Genomic DNA, 19,068 nt, shown 5'->3' with positions numbered 1-19,068 from the left:
GCCGTTCGGTCTCGGTGATCTCGTCGCTGGTCTCTCGGGTCGTCTCGGCGCAGAGTTGCTCTAGCGCGTGGTTGAGCAGCACCTGCCACTGTCAGAGAGTTCGGGCTGTGGGGCGTTAGCTCCACAAGGAGCGCGCAGCCGCAGATCTCTTGACCTGCTGCTTTCTGTTTCGCCCGGCGGCGTGTTGCATGTCTGGTCCCACAGCCGTCATTCGCTGCTGGCGAGGGCCGATCTGAGTCGGCTTGTCGCACATGCCACAAGACTGGTCGCTTCGGCTGCCGTCAGATTGACGCGGGCGGCAACTTGGTCCAAGGGTATGCCTTCGACCAGATGGAGCATTATGACCTGGAGCGCAGTCTCCGGCGAGGGTAGGTCTACCAGAGCCTTGGCAATTGAGGCGCTCAGCTCGATGTCGGCGAAACCCGCCGGAGTCGGCTCGGCGACCTGTCGATACGACCCGGGCTCGTCGCCGATCGGCAGGTCGAGCGATACGGTCCGGATGTTGGCCAGTCGGACAAGAGTCTCGACTTTGGATGGTGGAATCTTCAGCGCCTCTGATATTTCCGTGCAGCTGGCAAGCCCGGTGTGGATGCCTCCTTTCCGGATGTAGGCATCTATCCGCACGACGTGATATCTGGTCTGCCGATCCAGGTTTGGATATTTTTCCTCAAAATATGCCTGCAACATAGTTCCTCGGCACGATGCGTATGCATATCTGGCGAACGAATGGGTCGGGACGTGGTTCAGGATCGCGAACAGTATCGTCTCGTTGCAACGCTGGACAAGCTCTTCTCGGTGCCCTGCGCTTCGAGACCATCGCCGCGCGACATTCTCGGCGATTAGTTTGTGACGATCGAAGAGCTGATTGCGTAGATCCCGCTCTGCCCGCGACCCTGCCGGAGTGCCTATCAGCTTCCAAAAGAGAATTTCGTCCATGCTGTCGACCGGCTCGGTCCCGTAATACTGCACATACGTTCGCCGAAGAGCTTCTGTCAGTATGCGGTTGGGCATGTCAACAGCATCCCGGATTTTGCGAAGAACTATGACGGGCGGTGGGGTGATGCGGCGAGTTTCCATGTAGGAAACACGACCGCAGGACAGGTTCACATGGGTGGCGAACCGCGGTCGCGTCATGCCCTGGTACAAGCGAACTGCCCGAAGCCAGTCTCGTATCGAATCGAAAGCAGCCGGATCAGGCGTCGTCTCACCAGTGGGAGCCATGCGATAGCGGTAACCCCACGCCTCGGCAAACTCGTTCCACAGTCCACCCTGGCACAGAAATTGGCGATACATTCGCAGTATCATGAGGTCCGAGCTACGAGCGCCGAGAACTTCGTATCGACGCACCGATTCAGTACTGATATCCAGAAGTCGAGCCGTCTCGACTCGACTCAGCCTGTTCAGAGACCTGAATTGCCGTAAGTAGTGACCGATCGATCCGGTCGAGCGAGGGTTGGGAAACTTCATGTCCATCCCATAAAGTGGAGGGGAATAACTCAGCGAGCAGAAGGCTACTTGCTTGCCGCCGTCGAAATTAGGTGCCATCAGTCCCTATTATGGAAGCACCCTGGCCTCAACTTCGCATTTATTATCATTCCAGGCAATCCAGTCATATGAGCCATACAATCCGGGCCGACATCGTGGACATCGACCGCAACATCATCCCGGCATCGAGGGATGCCGTGCCCTGAAGTTCACTGGACGCTCTTGATCGGTTGCTTCAGGATGCGGCGGTACGTCCCATCGCAGTGTGACCTGTCGAATCAGAGTTGACTGGCTGGCACCTTTTGGCGATTCGGCTTCGGATACATAGTCACTCAGCGCGCTGTACGACCTCTCCATCCGTGAAGCCGATCAGCGCGTGCCGAATCACAGACCACTGGCAACGTTGGCCGCGCCCGCGTATCGGCATTTCTGTCATCACTCGGCCGACCGAGCCCTGCTGCGCTACCCCGTCAGTTGCTCCTCAACCCACTCCCCCACAACCCGTTCAAATAGCTCCGCCTCCTCCAAATACGGATAATGCCCACTACGGTCGAACACTACGAGCTGTGCCCCCGGTATCGCTGCTGCGATTCGTTCGCTGTTGGGTAGTGGGCATTGGGGGTCGTGTTTGCCGACCAGTATCAGTGTCGGGCAGTTGATCGCGGGGAGTTGGGGTTCGAGGTCGAAGCTGTCGAGTTCGGTTAGGAAGGACTGTAATCGGGGGGTGGAGGTGGTGCCGTCGCGGTCTGCCGGTGGGGGTGTGGAGCGGTGGGGGTCGGCGACGCTGAGTCGGAACATGGCTGCTCGGTAGGCGGCTGCGCCTTCCGGGCCTCCGTCGAGTAGGGCGTGGGCGGCGGCGGCCTCGGCGGCTCGGGGGTGGGCGGGGTCTGCGAGGCTTCCCGTCGTGAATCGGTGGCTGGCGGCGGTGCCTACCAGGATGAGTCCGCGTACGCGCTGCGGATGGCGCAGGGTGTGGAGGAGGGCGACCATTCCGCCCGTGGAGCCGCCGACCATTACCCAGGGTGGGAGCGCGGCGGTCGCGTGGAATTCGGCCAGGTCGTCGGCGAATGCGGTCATGCCGAGATCCACGTCGGGCGAGTCCAAGCCGACGGGGTTGACCGCGTGGACGCGCAGCCGCGGCAGTAGTGCCTCGGCGATCGGCTGACGCGTGGAGACTTGTCGATACTGGTGGACCAGGCATGCGTCCGGCCCGACGCCGTCGACGTCGAATTCCATTGCGCCCCTGGTGATTTCCCTCGTGGCCATCGCACCGCTCGTTCAGTTAGTCAGAATACTGATGATCAATATCCTGACTATATCGCATGGGTGCGATGATGTCAGGATGCCGTTTCCCTCGTCGCGCCTGCCGCTGTTGGTCGTCGCCCTGCACGCCGATGTGCGGGCGCGGGTCGAGCGGGCGGTGGCGGCGATAGGCGCCGACCTCAAACAGGGCATGGCCGTGTACTGCCTCGGCGAGTGCGGACCGCTGCCGCAGGGCGAGCTGGGCAAGCGCATCGGGGTGGACCGAACCACCATCGTCGGCGTGGCCGATGCGCTCGAACGTGCGGGCCTGATCGAACGCCGCCGCGACGCTTCCGACCGCCGCGCCTACGAACTGCATCTGACCGCCTCGGGCCGTCGGCTTCAGCGTTCCATCGACCAGGCCATGAACGACGCCGAGCGGGAGATCTTCAGCCCGCTCACCGCCACGGAGCGGGAGCGGTTCATCGAACTGTGCCGCCGACTGGTCGCGGGCGGCCCGGCGGCCTCGGCAGCGACCGGTCAGCCGCAGTCGTAGAGGCGGGCGTCGATACCCTCGGCGGCCCAACCCTTCAGCGTCCGGGCCGCAGCGTCCGGACCCGAATCGACCCGGCGGCAATGGTTGCGGATCCACTCGGCGCGGTCGTCGCCGGTGTAGGCCGACTCGAGCAGCACGAGGCGCAGCTGTCCGTCCGCCACCATGCGCGCGAGCCCTTCGACGCTCGGAACCGGTGCGGCACCGAGGAATCCGCCGATCGGCCGAACCTCCGCGCCGGTGGCGAAGATCATCGGGGCCGCCAGCAGCGAGGTGTATGCGGCTAGCACAGGGTCGTCGTCCGCGCCGAGATCGGTGACGACCGTCCCGGCGCCTTCGCGGGCCGCGTGCAGGGCGGTGTGCGTCACCCGGCTGACCGCTACCGGCTGGAATGCGGTGTCGAACGCGCCGCCGCCGTCGGTCACGACCGCGACCGACGCCGCGGCAGGCGGGAGCAGTATCGCGACGATCAGCGCTGCCGTGCAACGAATCCCGCGCAGTCCGGCGGCCGTTACCGCGATCGCCACGGCGAGCACGGGAACGCCCCACCGCACGGCATTACTCGCCGGGGCGAACAGCCACCACGCATACCCGGCGGTGGCGATGGCGGCGGCCGGGCCGTAGCGCCTCAGGGGGCTCGTGCCGAGTTGTCCGGCGAACTCCGCTGCCCCGACACCGAGGACCGCGGCGATGGCCGGGGCCAATACGGCCAGGTAATACGGATAGACGGTGCCCGCGACGAGGAATACCGCGGCATGTCCGACCAGCCATGACCCCCACAGCGCCAACCCTGCGGTCAGCGGGTCCGCCCTGCCGCGGTGACGGATGGCGCGAATCGTCAACGCGATCAAGCAAACCAGCGCGATCGGAACGAGCCAGCCGATCGAGCGCCCGCCCGCACCGCCGAGAAGATGATCGAACCGGTTCGCCGGACCGAGGACCAACGGCTCCGCGGTCGTGTGCCGACCCGGAAGATTGTAGACGAATACCTGCTCGAACAGCGAATTGTGTTGGCTGGCATCGACATAGGGCCGTCGATCGGCGGGGATGAGCGATACGACCGTCATCCAGCTGAACGAGACGACTCCCGCGACGGCGATCATTGCCGCCGCCCACCCCATCCGCTGCCGCCACCGACCCGCGGGGGTGCCGACGAGCCACGCGAGCAGGAACACCGGAAGTATCAACCAGGCCTGAATCATCTTGGCCTGGAACGCAAGACCGACGAGCAGGCCGGTCGGTAACAACCATCTCGGCCGGTTGGCGAGTATTGCCGTCGTCATCGTGTCGGCGGCGAGCACCAGCAGCAGAATCAGCAGCGTGTCGGAGATGTTTCCGCGATTCAGCGCGACCGTGACCGGCGTGCATGCCATGGCCGCGGCCGCCACCAGACCCGCGACGGGTCCCGCGATCCGGCGAATTGCCCGGTGCAGCACCAGGATTGTCAGCACACCCTCGATCGCCTGCGGCAGCATCACAGCCCAGACGTGCGGACCGAAGATCCGTACCGAGGCAGCCTGTATCCAGAAGGCGCCGGGCAGCTTGTCGACGCTGACGGTCCCCTCGGGATCGAAGGCCGCGAAGACGAAGTTGTGCCAGCTGGTCGACATCGACCGAGCGGCGGCCGCATAGAAGATCTCCGGCTCCACCGCGCCGATCCCCCAGCAGTAGGTCACGGCGGCGACTGCCGCAATGGCCCACAGCGCCAGTGTGGTGGTGTGCTCGGCCGCACGACATTTCACAGTAGCGAATGCCAAGGGAGCGTCATCGACGGTTGCCCCCGCGCCGATCGTCGAGATAGCGGGCCGCCGCTCTGGCCACTGTGCCCGCCAGCTCGCTGCGGGAGGTACCGGGGGCTGCGGGATCGGCCACATGCCTTGCGGCAGCACGGGTCAGCGGCTCGACGGACCGGCGGACCTGGTCCATCCCGCCCCGGCGCTTCAGGCGCACGGCGACGGCAAAGACACCCAGACCGACCACCACGAGAGCACCCGCGACCACGGCGAACCTGATCAGCAGCAGGGTGAGCATCGAACATCTCCTTCGAACGGTTTTTATCACAGCAGTGATAAAAACAAAGTATCACACCTGTGATACAAAGGGGCATGCCCAAGTTGGTGGACCGGGACTCTCGGCGTCGGGAGGTGGTCGATGCCCTGTTTCGAGTGGCCGTCCGCGATGGCCTGCACCGCGCATCGCTGCGTGCCGTGGCCGACGAAGCCGGGCTCAATATCGGATCCGTGCGGCACTACTTCGCCGACCAGCGGGAGCTCATGCGTTTCGCGATGCAGACCATGCTGGATCGGGTCGACGAGCGGCTGCAGCGCCGGATCGACGAGGCGGGAGATCCCAGCGCCTTCGGTCCGGCACGGTTACGGCATCTGGCCGCGGACCTGCTCGCCGAATTGCTCCCGCTCGATGAGACCCGCCGGGCCGAGGCCGCGGTCTTCATCGACTTCATCACGGCGGCCCGGACCAACCCCGCGATCGGCGGCGACCTCGCCCACCAAGCCGCGGTCGGCACCAGAACCCTCGTCAGGCGAATCCTGGTGCGCATCACCGAATCGGCCGCACCCCGGCTCGATCTCGACACCGAGACCGAACGCCTGACCTCACTGCTGGACGGACTCAGCCTGAACGCGATCCTGCACCCGGACCTGATCGACCCCGGGGAGTGCCTCAAGGTTCTCCAGGCCCACCTCGACCAACTGGCCGACTGACGAATTCGATCGAGAACCGCTGTAATGCCGCGCCAGGTCTGTCGGCGCTGTGGTCTCGTTCACACGCACTGGACCTCAACACCTGTTCGGGTTCCATCCTTGGATAGTCGGCGAAAGACGATGCAAGGGAAGGTGATCGGGGATGGACGCGGATGAGATCCTGCGGGCGATACAAAACAGCTGGGACGCCGGTGACAGTGCCTCCTATGCCGCGTTGTTCGCCGAGGAGGCGGTCTTCATCGACGTGCTGGGCAGGATACAGCGGGGGCGGGCGGTGATCGCGAGCGAACACCAGAAGCTGTTCGACAGCATCTACCGCGGTAGTCGATTCCGCGGGCGCATCGAACACCGCGAGGATCTGGGCAATGGCGTGGTCGTGCTCAATACCGTCTCGGAATTGTCGGTGCCGGACGGTCCGCGAGCGGGCGTGACACCCGCCGTGCAGACCATGGTCCTCGTCGACGGCCTGATCGCCTACTTCCACAACACTTTACGCACCCGGCTGTCCGAATTCGCCCACCACGACTCGACTCTCGCCGCCCTGTCCCCACTCGACTGGACACGAGACTGATTCCCAAGCCGCCTCGATCATTCGGAAGATCTCGTCCACCGCGGCCTGCGGGTCGGCCGCCTCGCGGGCCAGCGTAAAGGCGTCGATCGCGAACCTTGCGATCGTGCGGCAGGCCACGGTGGGCTGCGGCAGGTCGAGGTCGGTGGCGATGGCCGCGGCCAGGGATTCGGCGTGGCGTAGCCGCATCGACTCCTCGTATTGGCGGAGGGCGGGCGAGTTGTCGATCATGTGCCAGATCGGGGCGGCGGCGTCGGCGGTGCAGTGGCGGACCATGGCGTGGATTTCGCGGCGGAGCGCGGGGATGAGCGGCTCGTTCGGTGCGCGGTCGGCGACCGCCCGGGTGAGGCGGTGTTCGAAATTCTGGTCCTGTTCGAAGACCAGGGCCTCCTTGGCGGCGAAGTGGGAGAACAGCGTGGTGACGGCGACGTCGGCCTCGGCGGCGACATCGCGGATGCCGACCGCGTCGTAGCCGCGATCGAGGAACAGTCGCAGGGCGGTGTCGGCGATTTTTTGGCGGGTGGCCGCCTTTTTGCGTTCGCGGCGTCCGGTCGGCGCGGTCATCCTCTGATGCTATCAGTCACGAAAACGTAGTTGTTCCAAAACACTAACCGTTAGTGCTACGGTCGACGGCATGAAGAAAGTGAGCTTCGCCGAGTTCGGCGGCCCGGATGTGCTGCGACTCGTGGATGCCGAGGAGCCCCACGCGGGTCCGGGCCAGGTGCGCATTGCCGTGCGGGCGGCGGGCGTGAACCCCGTCGACTGGCGGATCCGCGAAGGCCAGTTCCTGCAAGCACATCCGATCGAGCTGCCCGCCAGTGTCGGGCTGGATGCCGCCGGGGTGGTGGACGAGATCGGCGCGGGTGTCGACGGGGTCGAGGTCGGCGATCACGTGTTCGGCGAAGGCTCGAGCACCTACGCCGAGTTCGCCGTGCTGTCGGCCTGGGCCCGCATGCCCGAGGGACTGACCTTCGAAGAGGCGGCCGGATACCCCTCCGTGGTGGAGACCGCGCTGCGCATCATCGGCCAGGTCGGTGTGCGGCCCGGGCAGACGCTGCTGGTCAGCGGCGCGTCGGGGGGAGTCGGATCGGCGGTCCTGCAGATCGCCCGCGACCGCGGCATCGCCGTGATCGGGACGGCCGGGGCCGCGAATCAGGACTATCTGCGCAGCCTGGGTGCCGTCGCCACGACATACGGGGAGGGCTGGGTCGAGCGGGTACGGCAGCTCGGCCGGGTCGACGCGGCCCTCGACTTGGCAGGCACGGGCGTGATCCGCGAGCTCGTCGAGCTGACCGGCGATCCACAGCGGGTGATCTCCATCGCCGATCTCGGCGCACCCGAGCACGGCGTCCGATTCTCCGGCGTGGCCGGAAGCATGCCGGAAGCGCTCGCCGAGGCGGCACGGCTCATCGCACACGGAAGGCTCCACATCCCGGTCGAGAAGTCGTACCCGCTCGCCGATGCCGCGGCGGCACACATCAACAGCCGGGCCGGGCACACCCGCGGACGTCGGGTCATGATCGTCTGAGCGTCTCGGCACCGTCGATCTCCTTACGGCCCAAGGGATTCGGGGGTCGGGCAGCTCCGTCGGACCGATCGGCGGTACCGTCACGGCCATGACGTCGACATCCCAGCTTCTCACCGTCGCGGTGCTCAACCGCATCGACAACCGTCTGGCCGTGTGGCACGTGGACGTCGGGCCGGGGCTGGGGCTGGCTCGGTTGTCGGGGGCCTGGGTGCTGGATATCGGGCAAACCACCGAGATCGGGATTCTGACGGACGGGCACTATGCCGTCGATTGCAGTGCCGAACCGAGGCTTCCGGAAGGGATCACCACCGCGGGGCGGCTCGACATCGATGCCATGGCCGCTGCCGTGCGTTCCGAAATCGATTCCGCCGATGCGCTTTTCACCGAGTACGTCGCGGGACTGCCGAAGTCCAAACACCCCGTGCGACCCGACTGGCCGACGGTGGCCTATCCGGCGAACACCTCCGCCCTGACGCAGCGCGCCGACGAGGTGGTTCGACCGGCGCTGGCCGCCGCGCACAGCCTGAAGGACCTGGCCGCCAACTGGTTCGAATTCGAGGGGCAGCGGGTGGCCCGGTCGTTCCTCGTCGACCACGGCGGCCCGGAGGTCCGCCCCTTCCCGCTGGTCTTTCGGTAACCAGCCGTCCGCGGGCTGTCATCGCCCTGCGGGCAACTGCCCGAGATGATCCTGCACCCACTCATACAGCCTGTCCAACAATGCAATTCCCTCCTCGAAGCCCCCCGACTCCGGATCGGCCCCCACCGTCACGGCCGTCCACCCGTCTCCGTTCGGAATCACGCCCAACTGCCGAACCATATGCGCCCCACGCGCATCCGGCCCCCACCCCGCCTTGGTGGCCGCGCCGGGGAACCGGGCCAATCCCCAGTGATGTTCGGGGACAAGCGCTCGCATCAACGCGAGAACGTCGCTCCCGGTCGCTATGTGGGGCAGGTGGGCGGTGAACAGGGCCTGTTGGGTGAGGCTCCATTCCGTCTGACCGAAGGCGGTGTATTCCGGGCGGACGCGCCGGGATTGCACTCGCGTGCGGTGGTCCCCGGCCTCGCGCAGGACGGCCTCCACCGCCGCACCGGCGTCGGCGGGGGCTCCGAGCAGCGACCACAGCTCCTCGGAGGCGGCGTTGTCCGACCAGGTAATGGCCGCTGTCACACGGTCTTTCGCGGCATCCGGGGCCGCTCGCAGGGCCGCGATCGCCACCGGCACCTTACTGGTCGACCAGGCAACGCCCCCGCGCCACTCCCCCAGCGCCACCACCCGCTCGCCCCCGACCGGGGCATACGCCAGCCCTACGGTTCCGGGCAGCGTCTCGGCGTAGGAATCGAAGCTGGATGCCAGGCTGGAAATTTCGTCGGTGGGCATAAATTCAGCATGCTCCTCCCTCGGCGGATCGAACGGGGGAAAATGGCGATCTGGTCGTGTGGGGTCGCACGGTCGTTGTCGGAAGACGAAGGGGGTGGCTATGGCAGCCGCCGAATCCACCGCAGCTCCGGGGTTGGCGCGAGGCGCTATCGGGCTGCGGGAGGTCTTGTTTCAATCCGTTACCTCGATGGCGCCCGCGGGGGCGGTGGCGTTGTCGATCGCGGTCGGGGCGGGGTATGCGGGGGGTGCGCTGCCGCTCGCCGTGCTGCTCGCGTTGGTCGCGTGTCTGCTGGCCGCGAGCTCGATAGGACAGCTTGCCAAGCATCTGCCGTCGGCGGGGAGCATCTACACCTACCCGGCCGAGGCCCTGCACCCGTCGATCGGGTTCCTGGTCGGCTGGGGATACGCGCTCGTCGAGGCGCTGATGGGGCCGACGACCACGATCCTCGTCGGTTATCTGGTCGGCTCGGTGATGCACGACGAGTTCGGGTGGCCGTTCACCGCGACCTGGATCGTGGTCATGGTCGCGGCGGCGGTGTCGATCGCGCTGTTGAACTATCGCGGCGTGCAGGTCAGCGCGAAGGTGGGCACCGTGCTGGGGCTGTTCGAGATCGTCGTATTTCTCGCGCTGGCAATCTGGCTCGTGGTCAGGGCGGGCGGGGGAAATACCGGGTCGGTCTTCACCCTGCATTTCGCGACGGTCCCGGGCTATCACGGGTTCACCGGCGTCGCCGCGGCGTCGATCTACACCGTCCTCGCGTTCATCGGTTTCGAAGCCTCGGCCCCGTTGGCGGAGGAGGCCCGTAATCCGCGCCGCGCCATCCCGATCGCCGTCGTGGTGTCGTGCTGCGCCATCGGCGTGTTCTACGTCTTCACCACCTACGCGGGCGATGTGTACTTCGGGCCGCACCGGTACGCGAGCTTCGGAGAGCTCGGTAATGGGAGCCCGTGGATTGCGCTCGGCCGCGATGTGTGGGGAGTCGGCTGGGTGCTGGTGTTGTTCGCCATTCTCAATTCGACATTCGCCAATGGGAATGCCGCCACCCTGGCGACGACGCGCACCTGGTTCGCCATGTCCCGGATCGGGCTGCTGCCCGCCGCGCTGGCCCGCACCCATCCCCGGTGGAATTCACCGCACGTCGGCATAGTCTTCCAACTGCTGGTGACGCTCGCCATCGGCCTGCCGGTGGGCATCCACTTCGGCCCGAATACGGCCTTCATCTTCCTCGCCACGATCCAATCGGGCGTCATGATCGCCGCCTACATGGTGTTCAACCTGTCGTGCACCATGTTCTATCTGCGGCGGCAGCGGTCGGAATTCAATTGGCTGCTGCACCTGGTGATTCCGATTCTCGGCATCGCCGCGTTCGTGCCCGCCTGGTTCACCGCGATGGGGATCGGTTCCTCGGCACTGAAATTCGTCACGCCGCTGACCTATCCGTCGAGCGAGACGGGCCTGATCATCGGAATCTGGTGTCTGGTCGGGATTGTCGTGCTCGTCTACCTGTACATGCGACACCCGGCCCGGCTACCGGAGATGCGGCGGGTGTTCGGCGACGAACCGCACCTGGATCACAAGGAGTCCTCCAGCGCCTGATCGAGAATCGAAAGCCCCAGCGCCAGCTCGTCTTCCGTAGCGGTGAGCGGCGGCGCGATCCGGAACACCCCACCCATGCCGGGCAACTGAACGATATTCATGTGCAGGCCCAGCTCCAGACACCGCCGCGTGACCCGCGCGCCGAGCGCGTCTGCGCCCGTTTTTGTTTCGCGATCCGTTACCAGCTCCAGACCGAGCAGTAGACCGCGCCCGCGGATATCGCCGACCACCGCATGCCGCTCGGCGAGACGCCGCAGGCCGGTGCGCAGAAAATCACCGAGCGCGGCCGCGCGAGCATCGAGCCGGTCGCGGTGCAGCACATCCAGTACGGTGTTCCCGATGGCCGCGACCAGCGGGTCCGAGACATGCGTGGTGAAGAACAGATATCCGAGTTCGTGCGCCCGCTCCTCGATCTCCGCGCTGGTCAGCACGGCCGCCAGCGGCAGCCCCGCGCCGAGGGTCTTGGACAGCGTGAGAATGTCCGGCACGATCCCGTCGCGCTCGAACGCGTACCAGGATCCGGTGCGGCACAGCCCGGTCTGGGCCTCGTCGAGAATCAGCAGCATCCCCCGCTCGTGGCACCTGTCGCGCAGCGCCGCGAAATACCCTGCGGGCGGCTCGATTACGCCGCCGGAGCTCAGGATCGGCTCGACGATGCAGGCGGCCAGGCTACCGGTCGACTGCGCATCGACCAGGTCGAAGGCGAAGTCGAGCTGCCGCCGCCAGTCGAGTTCGCCCGTGGCAGTGGTGAAATCGGGCCGATACGCATTGGGCACGGGAATGGCGAAGTTTCCCGGCGCACCGGGACCGTACCCCTGGTGCCCCGCGCTGTAGGTGGCGCTCGCCGCCGCCTGCGTCATGCCGTGCCAGGACCGGGCGAACGAGACGATCTCGTGCCTGCCGGTGACGAGCTTCGCCATCCGGATCGCCGCCTCGTTCGCCTCGGCCCCGGTGGTCAGCAGCTGCGCCTTGGACAGCGACGCGGGCAGCGTCTCGGACAGGCGTCGGGCCAGGTCCACGACCGGGCGGCTCAGCATGCCGCTGAACAGATGATCGAGCTCGCCGATCTGGCGCCGCACGGTAGCGACGATCTCCGGATGCGAATGCCCCAGAATCGCGCTCATCTGCCCGGAGGTGAAATCCAGGATCTCCCGGCCACTCTCGGTGTAGACGAAGCTCCCGGCGGCCCGGGTAATGATCTCGCGAGTGAAGTCACCGGCACCGGCGTAGCGCACCAGATGCCGCTCGGCATCGGCCCAGAAGTCCCGGGTCGACCGGCTTTCGACGGCGGAAGAAGTCATAGCCGCGACGGTAAGCCCGCCTCATCAGCGAGACAATAGCTTTCGTAGTTCCGATGCGATCTGCTCCGGGGCCTCCTCGGCCATGAAGTGGCCGCAGGTGACGGTGGTGTGGGACAGGTCCGAAGCCCAAGCGCGCCACAGCTTCTCGGCGTCGAAGCCGAGGGCTGCGCCCCAATCCTGTTGCAGGACGGTGACCGGCATCGACAGCCGGTTGCCCGCATCGCGATCGGCCCGGTCGTGCTCGATATCCATGGTCGCCGAGGCGCGATAGTCGGCGACGATCGATGTCACGGCACCCCGGCAGGCATCGAGGTAGGCGGCGCGCACATCGGCCGGAACAGCCTCGGGGTCGCGGGACCAGATGTCGAGGAAGTGGCCGAAGAAGGCGTCTGGCTCGGCGGCGATCAGTCGCTCGGGCAGGCCGGGGGGCTGGGCCATCAGATACAGGTGGAAACCGACGATGCCGACGGTGCCGCGCAGCACGTCCCAGGAGTCCAGGTTGGGCAGGACGTCGAGGCTGCACAGGTGGGTGACGGCATCGGGGTGGTCGAGTCCCGCGCGGATGGCGACGAACGCGCCGCGATCGTGCCCCGCCAGCGCGAATCGCTCGTGGCCGAGGGCGCGGGCCAGGGCGACGATATCGGCGGCCATGGTGCGCTTGGCGTAGGTGTCGCCGGTGTCGGCGGGCTTGTCGCTCGCGCCGTAGCCGCGCAGGTCGGGGCAGATGACCGTGTGGTCGGCGGCGAGGTCGGCCGCGACGTGCCGCCACATCAGATGGGTCTGCGGGAAGCCGTGCAGCAGCACGATCGGGCTGCCGGAGCCGCCGACCGCCGCCTGTAGGGCGACGCCGTCGGCGACCTGAACGCGCTGGTAGTCGAACCCGGGGATGGTGGGTGTCACGATGCTGCTTTCGTCGGGGTGACTCGGACATGTCGACTCTGCCGCCCTCGAATCAGTATCCGATCAGTACCGTTGCGGCGAGACAAGCGCAGGGAGGTGCGGATGGATCGGGTCACTTTCGGCGTTCTCGGACCGGTGGTGGCCTGGGACGCCGCCGGTGGTGTGCTCGGGCTCAAGGGGCCGCGGCACCGCGCGGTGCTGGCCCGGTTGCTGGTGGCGCGCCGCCGCGTGGTCCCGGTCTCGCGCCTGGTGGCCGACCTGTGGGAGGAGCCGCCCGCCGGCGCGGTCGGCGCGGTCCGGACCTTCGTCGCCGATCTGCGCCGCGTCCTGGAACCCGACCGCCCCAAACGCGCCCCCGCCCGCCTACTGGTCACCGAGGGCCCCGGCTACGCGCTGCGCCCCGAGCCGGATGCCGTGGACGCCTGGCGCTTCGAGGCCGCCGTCGCCGCCACGCTGCCACCCGAACAGGCGCTCACCCGCCTCGAAGACGCCCTGCACCTGTGGCGCGGCCCCTCGTATGCCGATGTGGCCCAGGAGGATTGGGTCCGCGGCGAGCGATCCCGCCTCGCGGAGTTGCGATTACACGCCGTCGAGCGCCTGGCCACCGTCCGCCTCGACCTGGGCCTGCCAACCGAGGCCATCCCCGACCTCGACGCCCACCTGACCGACCACCCCTGGCGCGAGGAAGCCTGGCGCCTCCTGGCCCTCGCCCTCTACCGCACCGGCCGCCAAGCCGATTCCCTAGCCGTCCTCCGCCGCGCCCGCACCACCCTGGCCGACCAACTGGGCCTCGACCCGAGCCGGAAACTACGCCAACTGGAATCCGACATCCTCACCCAGGCCCCACATTTGGACCTACCCGAAAGCCCCGCTCGTCATTCCGGCGCGCTTTCCCCTCGCGATCCCGGCACGTTTCCTCCCCGTGATTCCGGTGCGCTTCCCCCTCGCGATCCCGGCACGTTTCCTCCCCGTGATTCCGGTGCGCTTCCCCCTCGTGGTCCCGGTGCGTTTCCTCCTCGTGGTCCCGACGCGCTTCACCCTCGTGATTCCGACGCGCTTCCTCCCCTTGATTCCGGCACGCTTTTGGCCGGAATCCACTCTACCGCAGGCGATCCCGGCCAAAAGCACGCCGGGATCACGAGTGGAGACGGCGCCGGGATCACGAACGAGACCAACGCCGGGATCACGAGTGAGAACGACGCCCAAACGACGAATGAGAACGACGCCCGGAAGACAAGCGAGGCCGACACAGGGAAGACAAGCGAGGCCGACACCGGGGCGACGAGTGGGACGCGTGGCGGGACGACGGGTGGGGACTCTGCGGCGAAGGGGACCGAGTCGGTTGGGGCTGAACAGGTTTGGGCTTGGGCGGCTGCGGCTTATGACCGGGTGGTGGGGAAGGGGGCGCAGGCTCGGTTGGAGTCTACGGTGGGGTTGTTGCGGGGTTTGGCGGTGACGGGTGGGAGGGGGCTCGAGGCGGCTCGGGAGCATCGGGGGGTGGTTATTGCCGCGGCGGAGGAGATTGGGGATGCGGAGCTTACGGCTCGGGTGATCGGGGCCTATGACGTGCCTGCGATTTGGACTCGCAGCGATGATCCGGGGGAGGCGGAGCGGATTGTCGCGGCGGCGGAGCGGACGTTGATTGCTTTGCCGGACAGTGAATCTCACGCCTCGGCGCGGTGTCGGCTGCTGGCCACCATCGCGTTGGAGATGCGGGGGACGCGGTCGCCGCGTGGGCCCGAGGCGGCGCGGCTGGCGGAGGAGACGGCGCGGCGCCTGGATGATCCGACGCTGCTGGCGTTCGCGCTCAATGGCGTCTTCATGCAGTCGTGCACCCGGGCCGGGCTCGCGGGGCGGCGGGACGGCATCGGCGTGGAGCTCATCGGTCTGTCCGAACGGCACGGGCTGTCGACCTTCGAGATCCTGGGCCACCTGATCCGGATCCAGGCCCGCAGTGCGCTCGGCGACTTCGCCACCGCCGATCGCCACGCCGTCGCCGCCGACCGCCTGGCCGCCCGCCATGAGCGGCCGCTCACAACGGTTTTCACCGACTGGTACCGCGCCCTCCGGCTGTCCGCAACCGGACACCTCGCCGCGGCGGAGACCGCCTATCGCGCGGCCGCCACCAGGCTCGACGGTTCCGGTATGCCCGGAGTGGCACGGGGCCTGCTCCCGCTGGCCCTGCTGTGCCTGTCCCTGTCCGACGGCACCCGCTCGGCCCAGGACGCGGCCGACGAGCTCGACCCGCACGCGGAGTGGGGCCCCTACCGCCCCTGGATCGAACCCTTCCTGCACATCCGCTCGGGTACTCGAGCCGATGCTCGGGCGGCGTTGCGCGCCCTCCCGGAACCACCCGCCGACCTCATGTACGAGGCACTGTGCTGCCTGGAGGCGGCGGTGGCCCTGGAATTGGACGACCCGACGGCCATAGCAAGGGCCTACGCCCGCCTCCGCCCGGCTGCGGGCGAAATCGCCGGTGCGGGCAGCGGATTGGTCACCCTCGGCCCGGTTGACCGCTGGCTCGCCGCCCTCGGCTAGCGCGGCGCACGGTCACCACAGACCCTCGAGCCCGTACGGCCGCACGCTGTCGAAGTACTCCTCGGCGCACTGCCTGCGCTCGGCTTCCAGTCGCGCGGAATCGACTTCGGTGCGGGCGGAGACGGAGGTGAACCGAGAGTCGGCGCGGACCTCACGCATCGCCTCGTCGAGCTGCGGCGCGAGATCTTGCAGCGCAGCGCGATACGCGGCCAGCAGCGCCTCCTCGTCCTGCACCGATACCGCCACCAGATGGCAATTGGCGTCGACCACGACCCGCACGCCGTTCACCTCGCCCACTCCGCGGGCCCGCTCCAGCGCGAGCTGAGCACGCCGCACCTTCACTCCAAGGGAGTCGAAGTGCTTGCGCCGCCAGGTCATTCGCGTCGCCTCCTCCGATGCCCTACCTCGTTCGGGCGACGACGCGTGCAACATTCGTTTCGAAAACCTCGAACGGAGGTGACGGGGCAGGAATTCGGACAGCCGTTTCGCGTGCTACTCGCAGATCATCGCCCATGCTCACCGCTCGATTCATAGAACCCCCTGCAAACTTGCGCCCTTGATCCACGCTCCACGCAAGCCGCCGCAACGGCACGCCACGGAGCGAGCCTAACAGTCGAACCGAAAGTCGTTGTGCCCCCGAATCTTAGGAGCAGTATAGCTGTCCTTCCAGGTGAGCATAAAGTAACACCGCCGCGCAACAACAATCTACTGAAGTCCCCGTCCGTTCGAGTTGATACGCCAAGCGAAAACCGCCCTGCCCCAACGGTTGCTACCCGAGTGCGCGAACCGGTCGGCGGTATCGGCGAAAGAATCGGACAATTTTCCCAGCCATCGGATCGATCGCGATGGTGCGCATAATGTGTGCGGGCGTCGGGTACTCATGAAGCCACGGTGTTGCTGGCGGGGCGGTCGGATTTCAGGGCTGTCACGGCGGTGATCAGCGCGTTAGGCTGGGGTAGCTCGGGGTCCGATCGGACCGGCGCCGATTTGCGTGGCCTCCGGTCGACCTAGGTGACGTGAAAGCTGCTCGACCGTGACCGGAGGTGGTCGGCGATGGGTGTCGTGCTGAGCACCGAGGATGTGCCCGAGAACGAACGCCGTGACTATTGGACGCACGTTCTCGATCAGGTCAGCGTGTCCTGCAACGTCTTGGGCGACTCCGACCGCGATTTCCAAGCGTGGCTGCACTCCGGCGATGTCGGCCCGCTCCAGATGGCGACGGTGGCGGGCAGCGCCTACTACGTGCTGCGCACACCCGAACTCATCCGCCGCAACGATATGGGCCGCTACCTGTGCGCGGTGGTCACCGAGGGTCAGGTCGGCCTCGAGCAGGACGACCGCACCGCGCTGCTGAACCGCGGCGACGTGGCGCTGGTCGACAGCTCCCGCCCGTTCCGCTACGTCGGCGAGGCCGCCCGCCGCCTGGTCATCGTGAATTTCCCGCACAATTTGCTGCCGCTGGGCAACGACCACGTGGCGCAGCTGACCGGCACCCGCATGTCGGGCCGATCCGGCACCGGGGCGCTGATCTCGTCGCTGCTGCGCGAGATGGCCCAGCGCCTCGACGATCCGGAGCTGGCCGACAACAACCGGCTGGCCACGGCCACAGTCGATCTCATCGCCGCCGGGCTGGCCACCCGCCTGGACCGCACCGCGCTGCTCCCGATCGAGACCCGGGAGAACGTGCTGCTGAGCAGCATTCACGCATTCATCGACCGGCACCTGGCCGATCCCGCGCTGTCCCCCGACGACATCGCCGCCGCCCATCACATCAACCCCCGCTATCTGCGCAAGCTGTTCCAGGCGGAGGGGCACACCGTCACGGGCTGGATCCGCGCGCAGCGCCTGCAACGCTGCCGCCGAGATCTGCTCGACCCCACCCTGGTCGACCGCCCGGTTGCCGTGATCGCGGCCCGCTGGGGCTTCCTCGACCTCGCCCATTTCACCCGGACGTTCCGGGCCGCCTTCGGCATTCCACCGGCCGCCTACCGCCGCGCGTACCAGCCTGCCGCAGCCCGCTGATCAGGCATTCCAACGATTGGGCCGCTGCGGTCAAAAAAACGGGCCGCTCTGGACAAACCCCCTGGTCGGGACTGCGCGATGATTGCTGTTGCCCGTCCGAGTCACCCAGACCCCTGCCGACGGCGGCCCCGGCTGCCGGAGCGGGCACGCATACAGTGGAGGGGATTGTATGTTTCGAGCTCGCGCCCGGTCCCGCGCCGCCGTCGGCAGGCTTTGCCGCGGGTGAGCGGTGCGCCCCGATCGCCCGAGCGGAGGAGGACGGGATGGTGGGGGTCGCAGGGCTGTTCAGTTATCCGGTGAAGGGGTGCGCCGGGATGGCCTTGGGGGCGACGGAATTGACCGAGCGCGGTCTCGCGCACGATCGGACGTTCCTGATCGTCGACGAGGACGGCGCGGCCCGGACGCAGCGGGGGCAGCCGCAGCTGGCCAGGATCCATCCGGACATCGATCCGGACGGGCGGCGGCTGACGCTGTCGGCCGCGGGCATCGAATCCTTCGCACTGGCAGTCGATGTCGCCGCCCCGCGGCGGACCGTCACCATGTTCGGCCACCCGTACCGCGCGATCGATCAGGGCGACGGCGTGGCCGCCTGGCTCACCGAGGCGATCGGGCTGCCCAGCAGGCTGGTGCGGGTGCCGCCGGAGCACGCCCGGGTCACCGACGGGCTGGTGCCGGGCACCTCGGCGTTCGCCGACAGCTGCCCGATCCACATCCTGTCCGTCGCCTCCCTGGCGGGCCTCAACGGCGCGATCACCGCGCGCGGGTCGGATCCCGTGGCGCTGAACAGGTTTCGCCCCAATATCGTGGTCGACGGCTGGGACGAGCCACACACCGAGGACCGGGCGTGCCGCCTCACCATCGCCGACACCGCGCTCGGCTTCGCGAAACTCGCCATTCGCTGCGCCGTCACCCTGGTGGACCAGCGGCACGGAGTCCGGGTCGGCCCCGAGCCACTACGCACCCTCGCCACCTACCGCCGCGCCGCAGAGGGTGGTGTCGCCTTCGGCGCGAAATTCGCGGTACTGCGCCCGGGGCTACTCGCCGTGGGGGACGACGTCACGGTTACGGAGTGGTCCCGGCCAAAAGCACGCCGGGAAGACAGAGGAGCATGCCGGGATGACGGAAGGGCACGCCCGGATGACGGAGAATGCACCTATCCTGGCCGATCTGGAATGGCAGAAGATCCGCCCCTCCTAGTCGGTCCGGAATGACAGAGCATCCGCCCGCCCCCGCCGG

At 67.3% G+C, this 19,068-nt stretch carries 18 protein-coding genes; 9 read left to right on the top strand and 9 right to left on the bottom strand.

Features of this window, described 5'->3' with window-relative positions; all coding sequences use genetic code 11:
- Window positions 1–207: 207 nt before the first annotated feature.
- Together HPY32_RS25225 and HPY32_RS25220 are read right to left on the bottom strand one after the other, a co-directional pair.
- Window positions 208–1,545: a sigma-70 family RNA polymerase sigma factor gene (locus HPY32_RS25225; RefSeq protein ID WP_156674690.1), complete on the bottom strand. Its 1,338-nt coding sequence runs from the start codon at window positions 1,543–1,545 to the stop codon at window positions 208–210.
- Window positions 1,546–1,947: 402 nt separating this feature from the next.
- Complete coding sequence (locus tag HPY32_RS25220; RefSeq protein ID WP_171983047.1) at window positions 1,948–2,751, bottom strand: alpha/beta fold hydrolase; 804 nt, start codon at window positions 2,749–2,751, stop codon at window positions 1,948–1,950.
- 76 nt (window positions 2,752–2,827) lie between these two features.
- Between HPY32_RS25220 and HPY32_RS25215 the strand changes: the two genes are divergently transcribed.
- Entirely contained in the window at window positions 2,828–3,283 is a 456-nt protein-coding gene (locus HPY32_RS25215; protein WP_067593554.1) for a MarR family winged helix-turn-helix transcriptional regulator, read from the top strand.
- On the opposite strand, the gene HPY32_RS25210 is transcribed toward HPY32_RS25215, so the two are convergent.
- Window positions 3,268–5,037, bottom strand: coding sequence for a glycosyltransferase family 39 protein (locus tag HPY32_RS25210; RefSeq protein WP_216676369.1), 1,770 nt, complete (start codon window positions 5,035–5,037; stop codon window positions 3,268–3,270). The two genes, HPY32_RS25215 and HPY32_RS25210, sit on opposite strands and share 16 nt — an antisense overlap.
- A gap of 7 nt (window positions 5,038–5,044) precedes the next feature.
- Window positions 5,045–5,311: a hypothetical protein gene (locus HPY32_RS25205; RefSeq protein WP_067593560.1), complete on the bottom strand. Its 267-nt coding sequence runs from the start codon at window positions 5,309–5,311 to the stop codon at window positions 5,045–5,047.
- Window positions 5,312–5,385: 74 nt separating this feature from the next.
- Here HPY32_RS25205 and HPY32_RS25200 point away from each other — a divergent pair, with 74 nt between their 5' ends.
- Both HPY32_RS25200 and HPY32_RS25195 read left to right on the top strand, forming a co-directional pair.
- Window positions 5,386–6,000, top strand: a complete 615-nt coding sequence (locus tag HPY32_RS25200; RefSeq protein WP_067593563.1) for a TetR/AcrR family transcriptional regulator — start codon at window positions 5,386–5,388, stop codon at window positions 5,998–6,000.
- A 142-nt stretch (window positions 6,001–6,142) separates the two neighbouring features.
- Window positions 6,143–6,571, top strand: a complete 429-nt coding sequence (locus tag HPY32_RS25195; RefSeq protein WP_067593565.1) for an SgcJ/EcaC family oxidoreductase — start codon at window positions 6,143–6,145, stop codon at window positions 6,569–6,571.
- Here HPY32_RS25195 and HPY32_RS25190 read toward each other — a convergent pair.
- Window positions 6,491–7,132 (bottom strand): TetR/AcrR family transcriptional regulator, encoded by a 642-nt coding sequence (locus HPY32_RS25190; protein ID WP_082871720.1) that lies wholly within the window; start codon window positions 7,130–7,132, stop codon window positions 6,491–6,493. The two genes, HPY32_RS25195 and HPY32_RS25190, sit on opposite strands and share 81 nt — an antisense overlap.
- A 70-nt stretch (window positions 7,133–7,202) precedes the next feature.
- On the opposite strand from HPY32_RS25190, the gene HPY32_RS25185 reads away from it, so the two are divergent.
- Together HPY32_RS25185 and HPY32_RS25180 are read left to right on the top strand one after the other, a co-directional pair.
- Window positions 7,203–8,096 carry an NADP-dependent oxidoreductase gene (locus HPY32_RS25185; RefSeq protein ID WP_067593568.1) on the top strand — a complete coding sequence of 298 codons (894 nt, stop codon included), beginning with the start codon at window positions 7,203–7,205 and terminating at the stop codon, window positions 8,094–8,096.
- An 88-nt stretch (window positions 8,097–8,184) separates the two neighbouring features.
- Window positions 8,185–8,733, top strand: a complete 549-nt coding sequence (locus HPY32_RS25180) for a hypothetical protein (protein WP_067593571.1) — start codon at window positions 8,185–8,187, stop codon at window positions 8,731–8,733.
- Window positions 8,734–8,751: 18 nt separating this feature from the next.
- Here HPY32_RS25180 and HPY32_RS25175 read toward each other — a convergent pair whose 3' ends face one another.
- The gene (locus tag HPY32_RS25175) at window positions 8,752–9,474 is read right to left on the bottom strand and encodes a serine hydrolase (RefSeq protein WP_067593574.1); all 723 of its coding nucleotides are present in this window, start codon (window positions 9,472–9,474) and stop codon (window positions 8,752–8,754) included.
- A 100-nt stretch (window positions 9,475–9,574) separates the two neighbouring features.
- Between HPY32_RS25175 and HPY32_RS25170 the strand changes: the two genes are divergently transcribed.
- The gene (locus HPY32_RS25170) at window positions 9,575–11,071 is read left to right on the top strand and encodes an APC family permease (RefSeq protein WP_067593577.1); all 1,497 of its coding nucleotides are present in this window, start codon (window positions 9,575–9,577) and stop codon (window positions 11,069–11,071) included.
- On the opposite strand, the gene HPY32_RS25165 is transcribed toward HPY32_RS25170, so the two are convergent.
- Complete coding sequence (locus HPY32_RS25165) at window positions 11,047–12,372, bottom strand: aspartate aminotransferase family protein (protein WP_067593580.1); 1,326 nt, start codon at window positions 12,370–12,372, stop codon at window positions 11,047–11,049. The genes HPY32_RS25170 and HPY32_RS25165 overlap by 25 nt on opposite strands.
- A gap of 24 nt (window positions 12,373–12,396) precedes the next feature.
- A complete protein-coding gene (locus HPY32_RS25160) occupies window positions 12,397–13,272 on the bottom strand; it encodes an alpha/beta fold hydrolase (protein ID WP_067593583.1) in 876 nt (291 codons plus the stop codon).
- Window positions 13,273–13,374: 102 nt separating this feature from the next.
- Between HPY32_RS25160 and HPY32_RS45755 the strand changes: the two genes are divergently transcribed.
- Window positions 13,375–15,810 carry an AfsR/SARP family transcriptional regulator gene (locus HPY32_RS45755; RefSeq protein ID WP_067596200.1) on the top strand — a complete coding sequence of 812 codons (2,436 nt, stop codon included), beginning with the start codon at window positions 13,375–13,377 and terminating at the stop codon, window positions 15,808–15,810.
- Between the two features lie 12 nt (window positions 15,811–15,822).
- On the opposite strand, the gene HPY32_RS25150 is transcribed toward HPY32_RS45755, so the two are convergent.
- On the bottom strand, window positions 15,823–16,188 hold the full coding sequence (locus HPY32_RS25150) for a hypothetical protein (protein WP_067593586.1): 366 nt from the start codon (window positions 16,186–16,188) through the stop codon (window positions 15,823–15,825).
- Between the two features lie 675 nt (window positions 16,189–16,863).
- On the opposite strand from HPY32_RS25150, the gene HPY32_RS25145 reads away from it, so the two are divergent.
- Both HPY32_RS25145 and HPY32_RS25140 read left to right on the top strand, forming a co-directional pair.
- On the top strand, window positions 16,864–17,832 hold the full coding sequence (locus tag HPY32_RS25145) for an AraC-like ligand-binding domain-containing protein (protein WP_067593589.1): 969 nt from the start codon (window positions 16,864–16,866) through the stop codon (window positions 17,830–17,832).
- Between the two features lie 263 nt (window positions 17,833–18,095).
- Window positions 18,096–19,043: an MOSC domain-containing protein gene (locus tag HPY32_RS25140; RefSeq protein WP_067593592.1), complete on the top strand. Its 948-nt coding sequence runs from the start codon at window positions 18,096–18,098 to the stop codon at window positions 19,041–19,043.
- Window positions 19,044–19,068 lie beyond the last annotated feature (25 nt).

The organism is Nocardia terpenica, assembly GCF_013186535.1.
Taxonomy (GTDB): Bacteria; Actinomycetota; Actinomycetes; order Mycobacteriales; family Mycobacteriaceae; genus Nocardia; species Nocardia terpenica.
The sequence above is the reverse complement of the archived record's forward strand: the minus strand, read 5'-3'. Positions and strand labels throughout refer to the sequence as shown.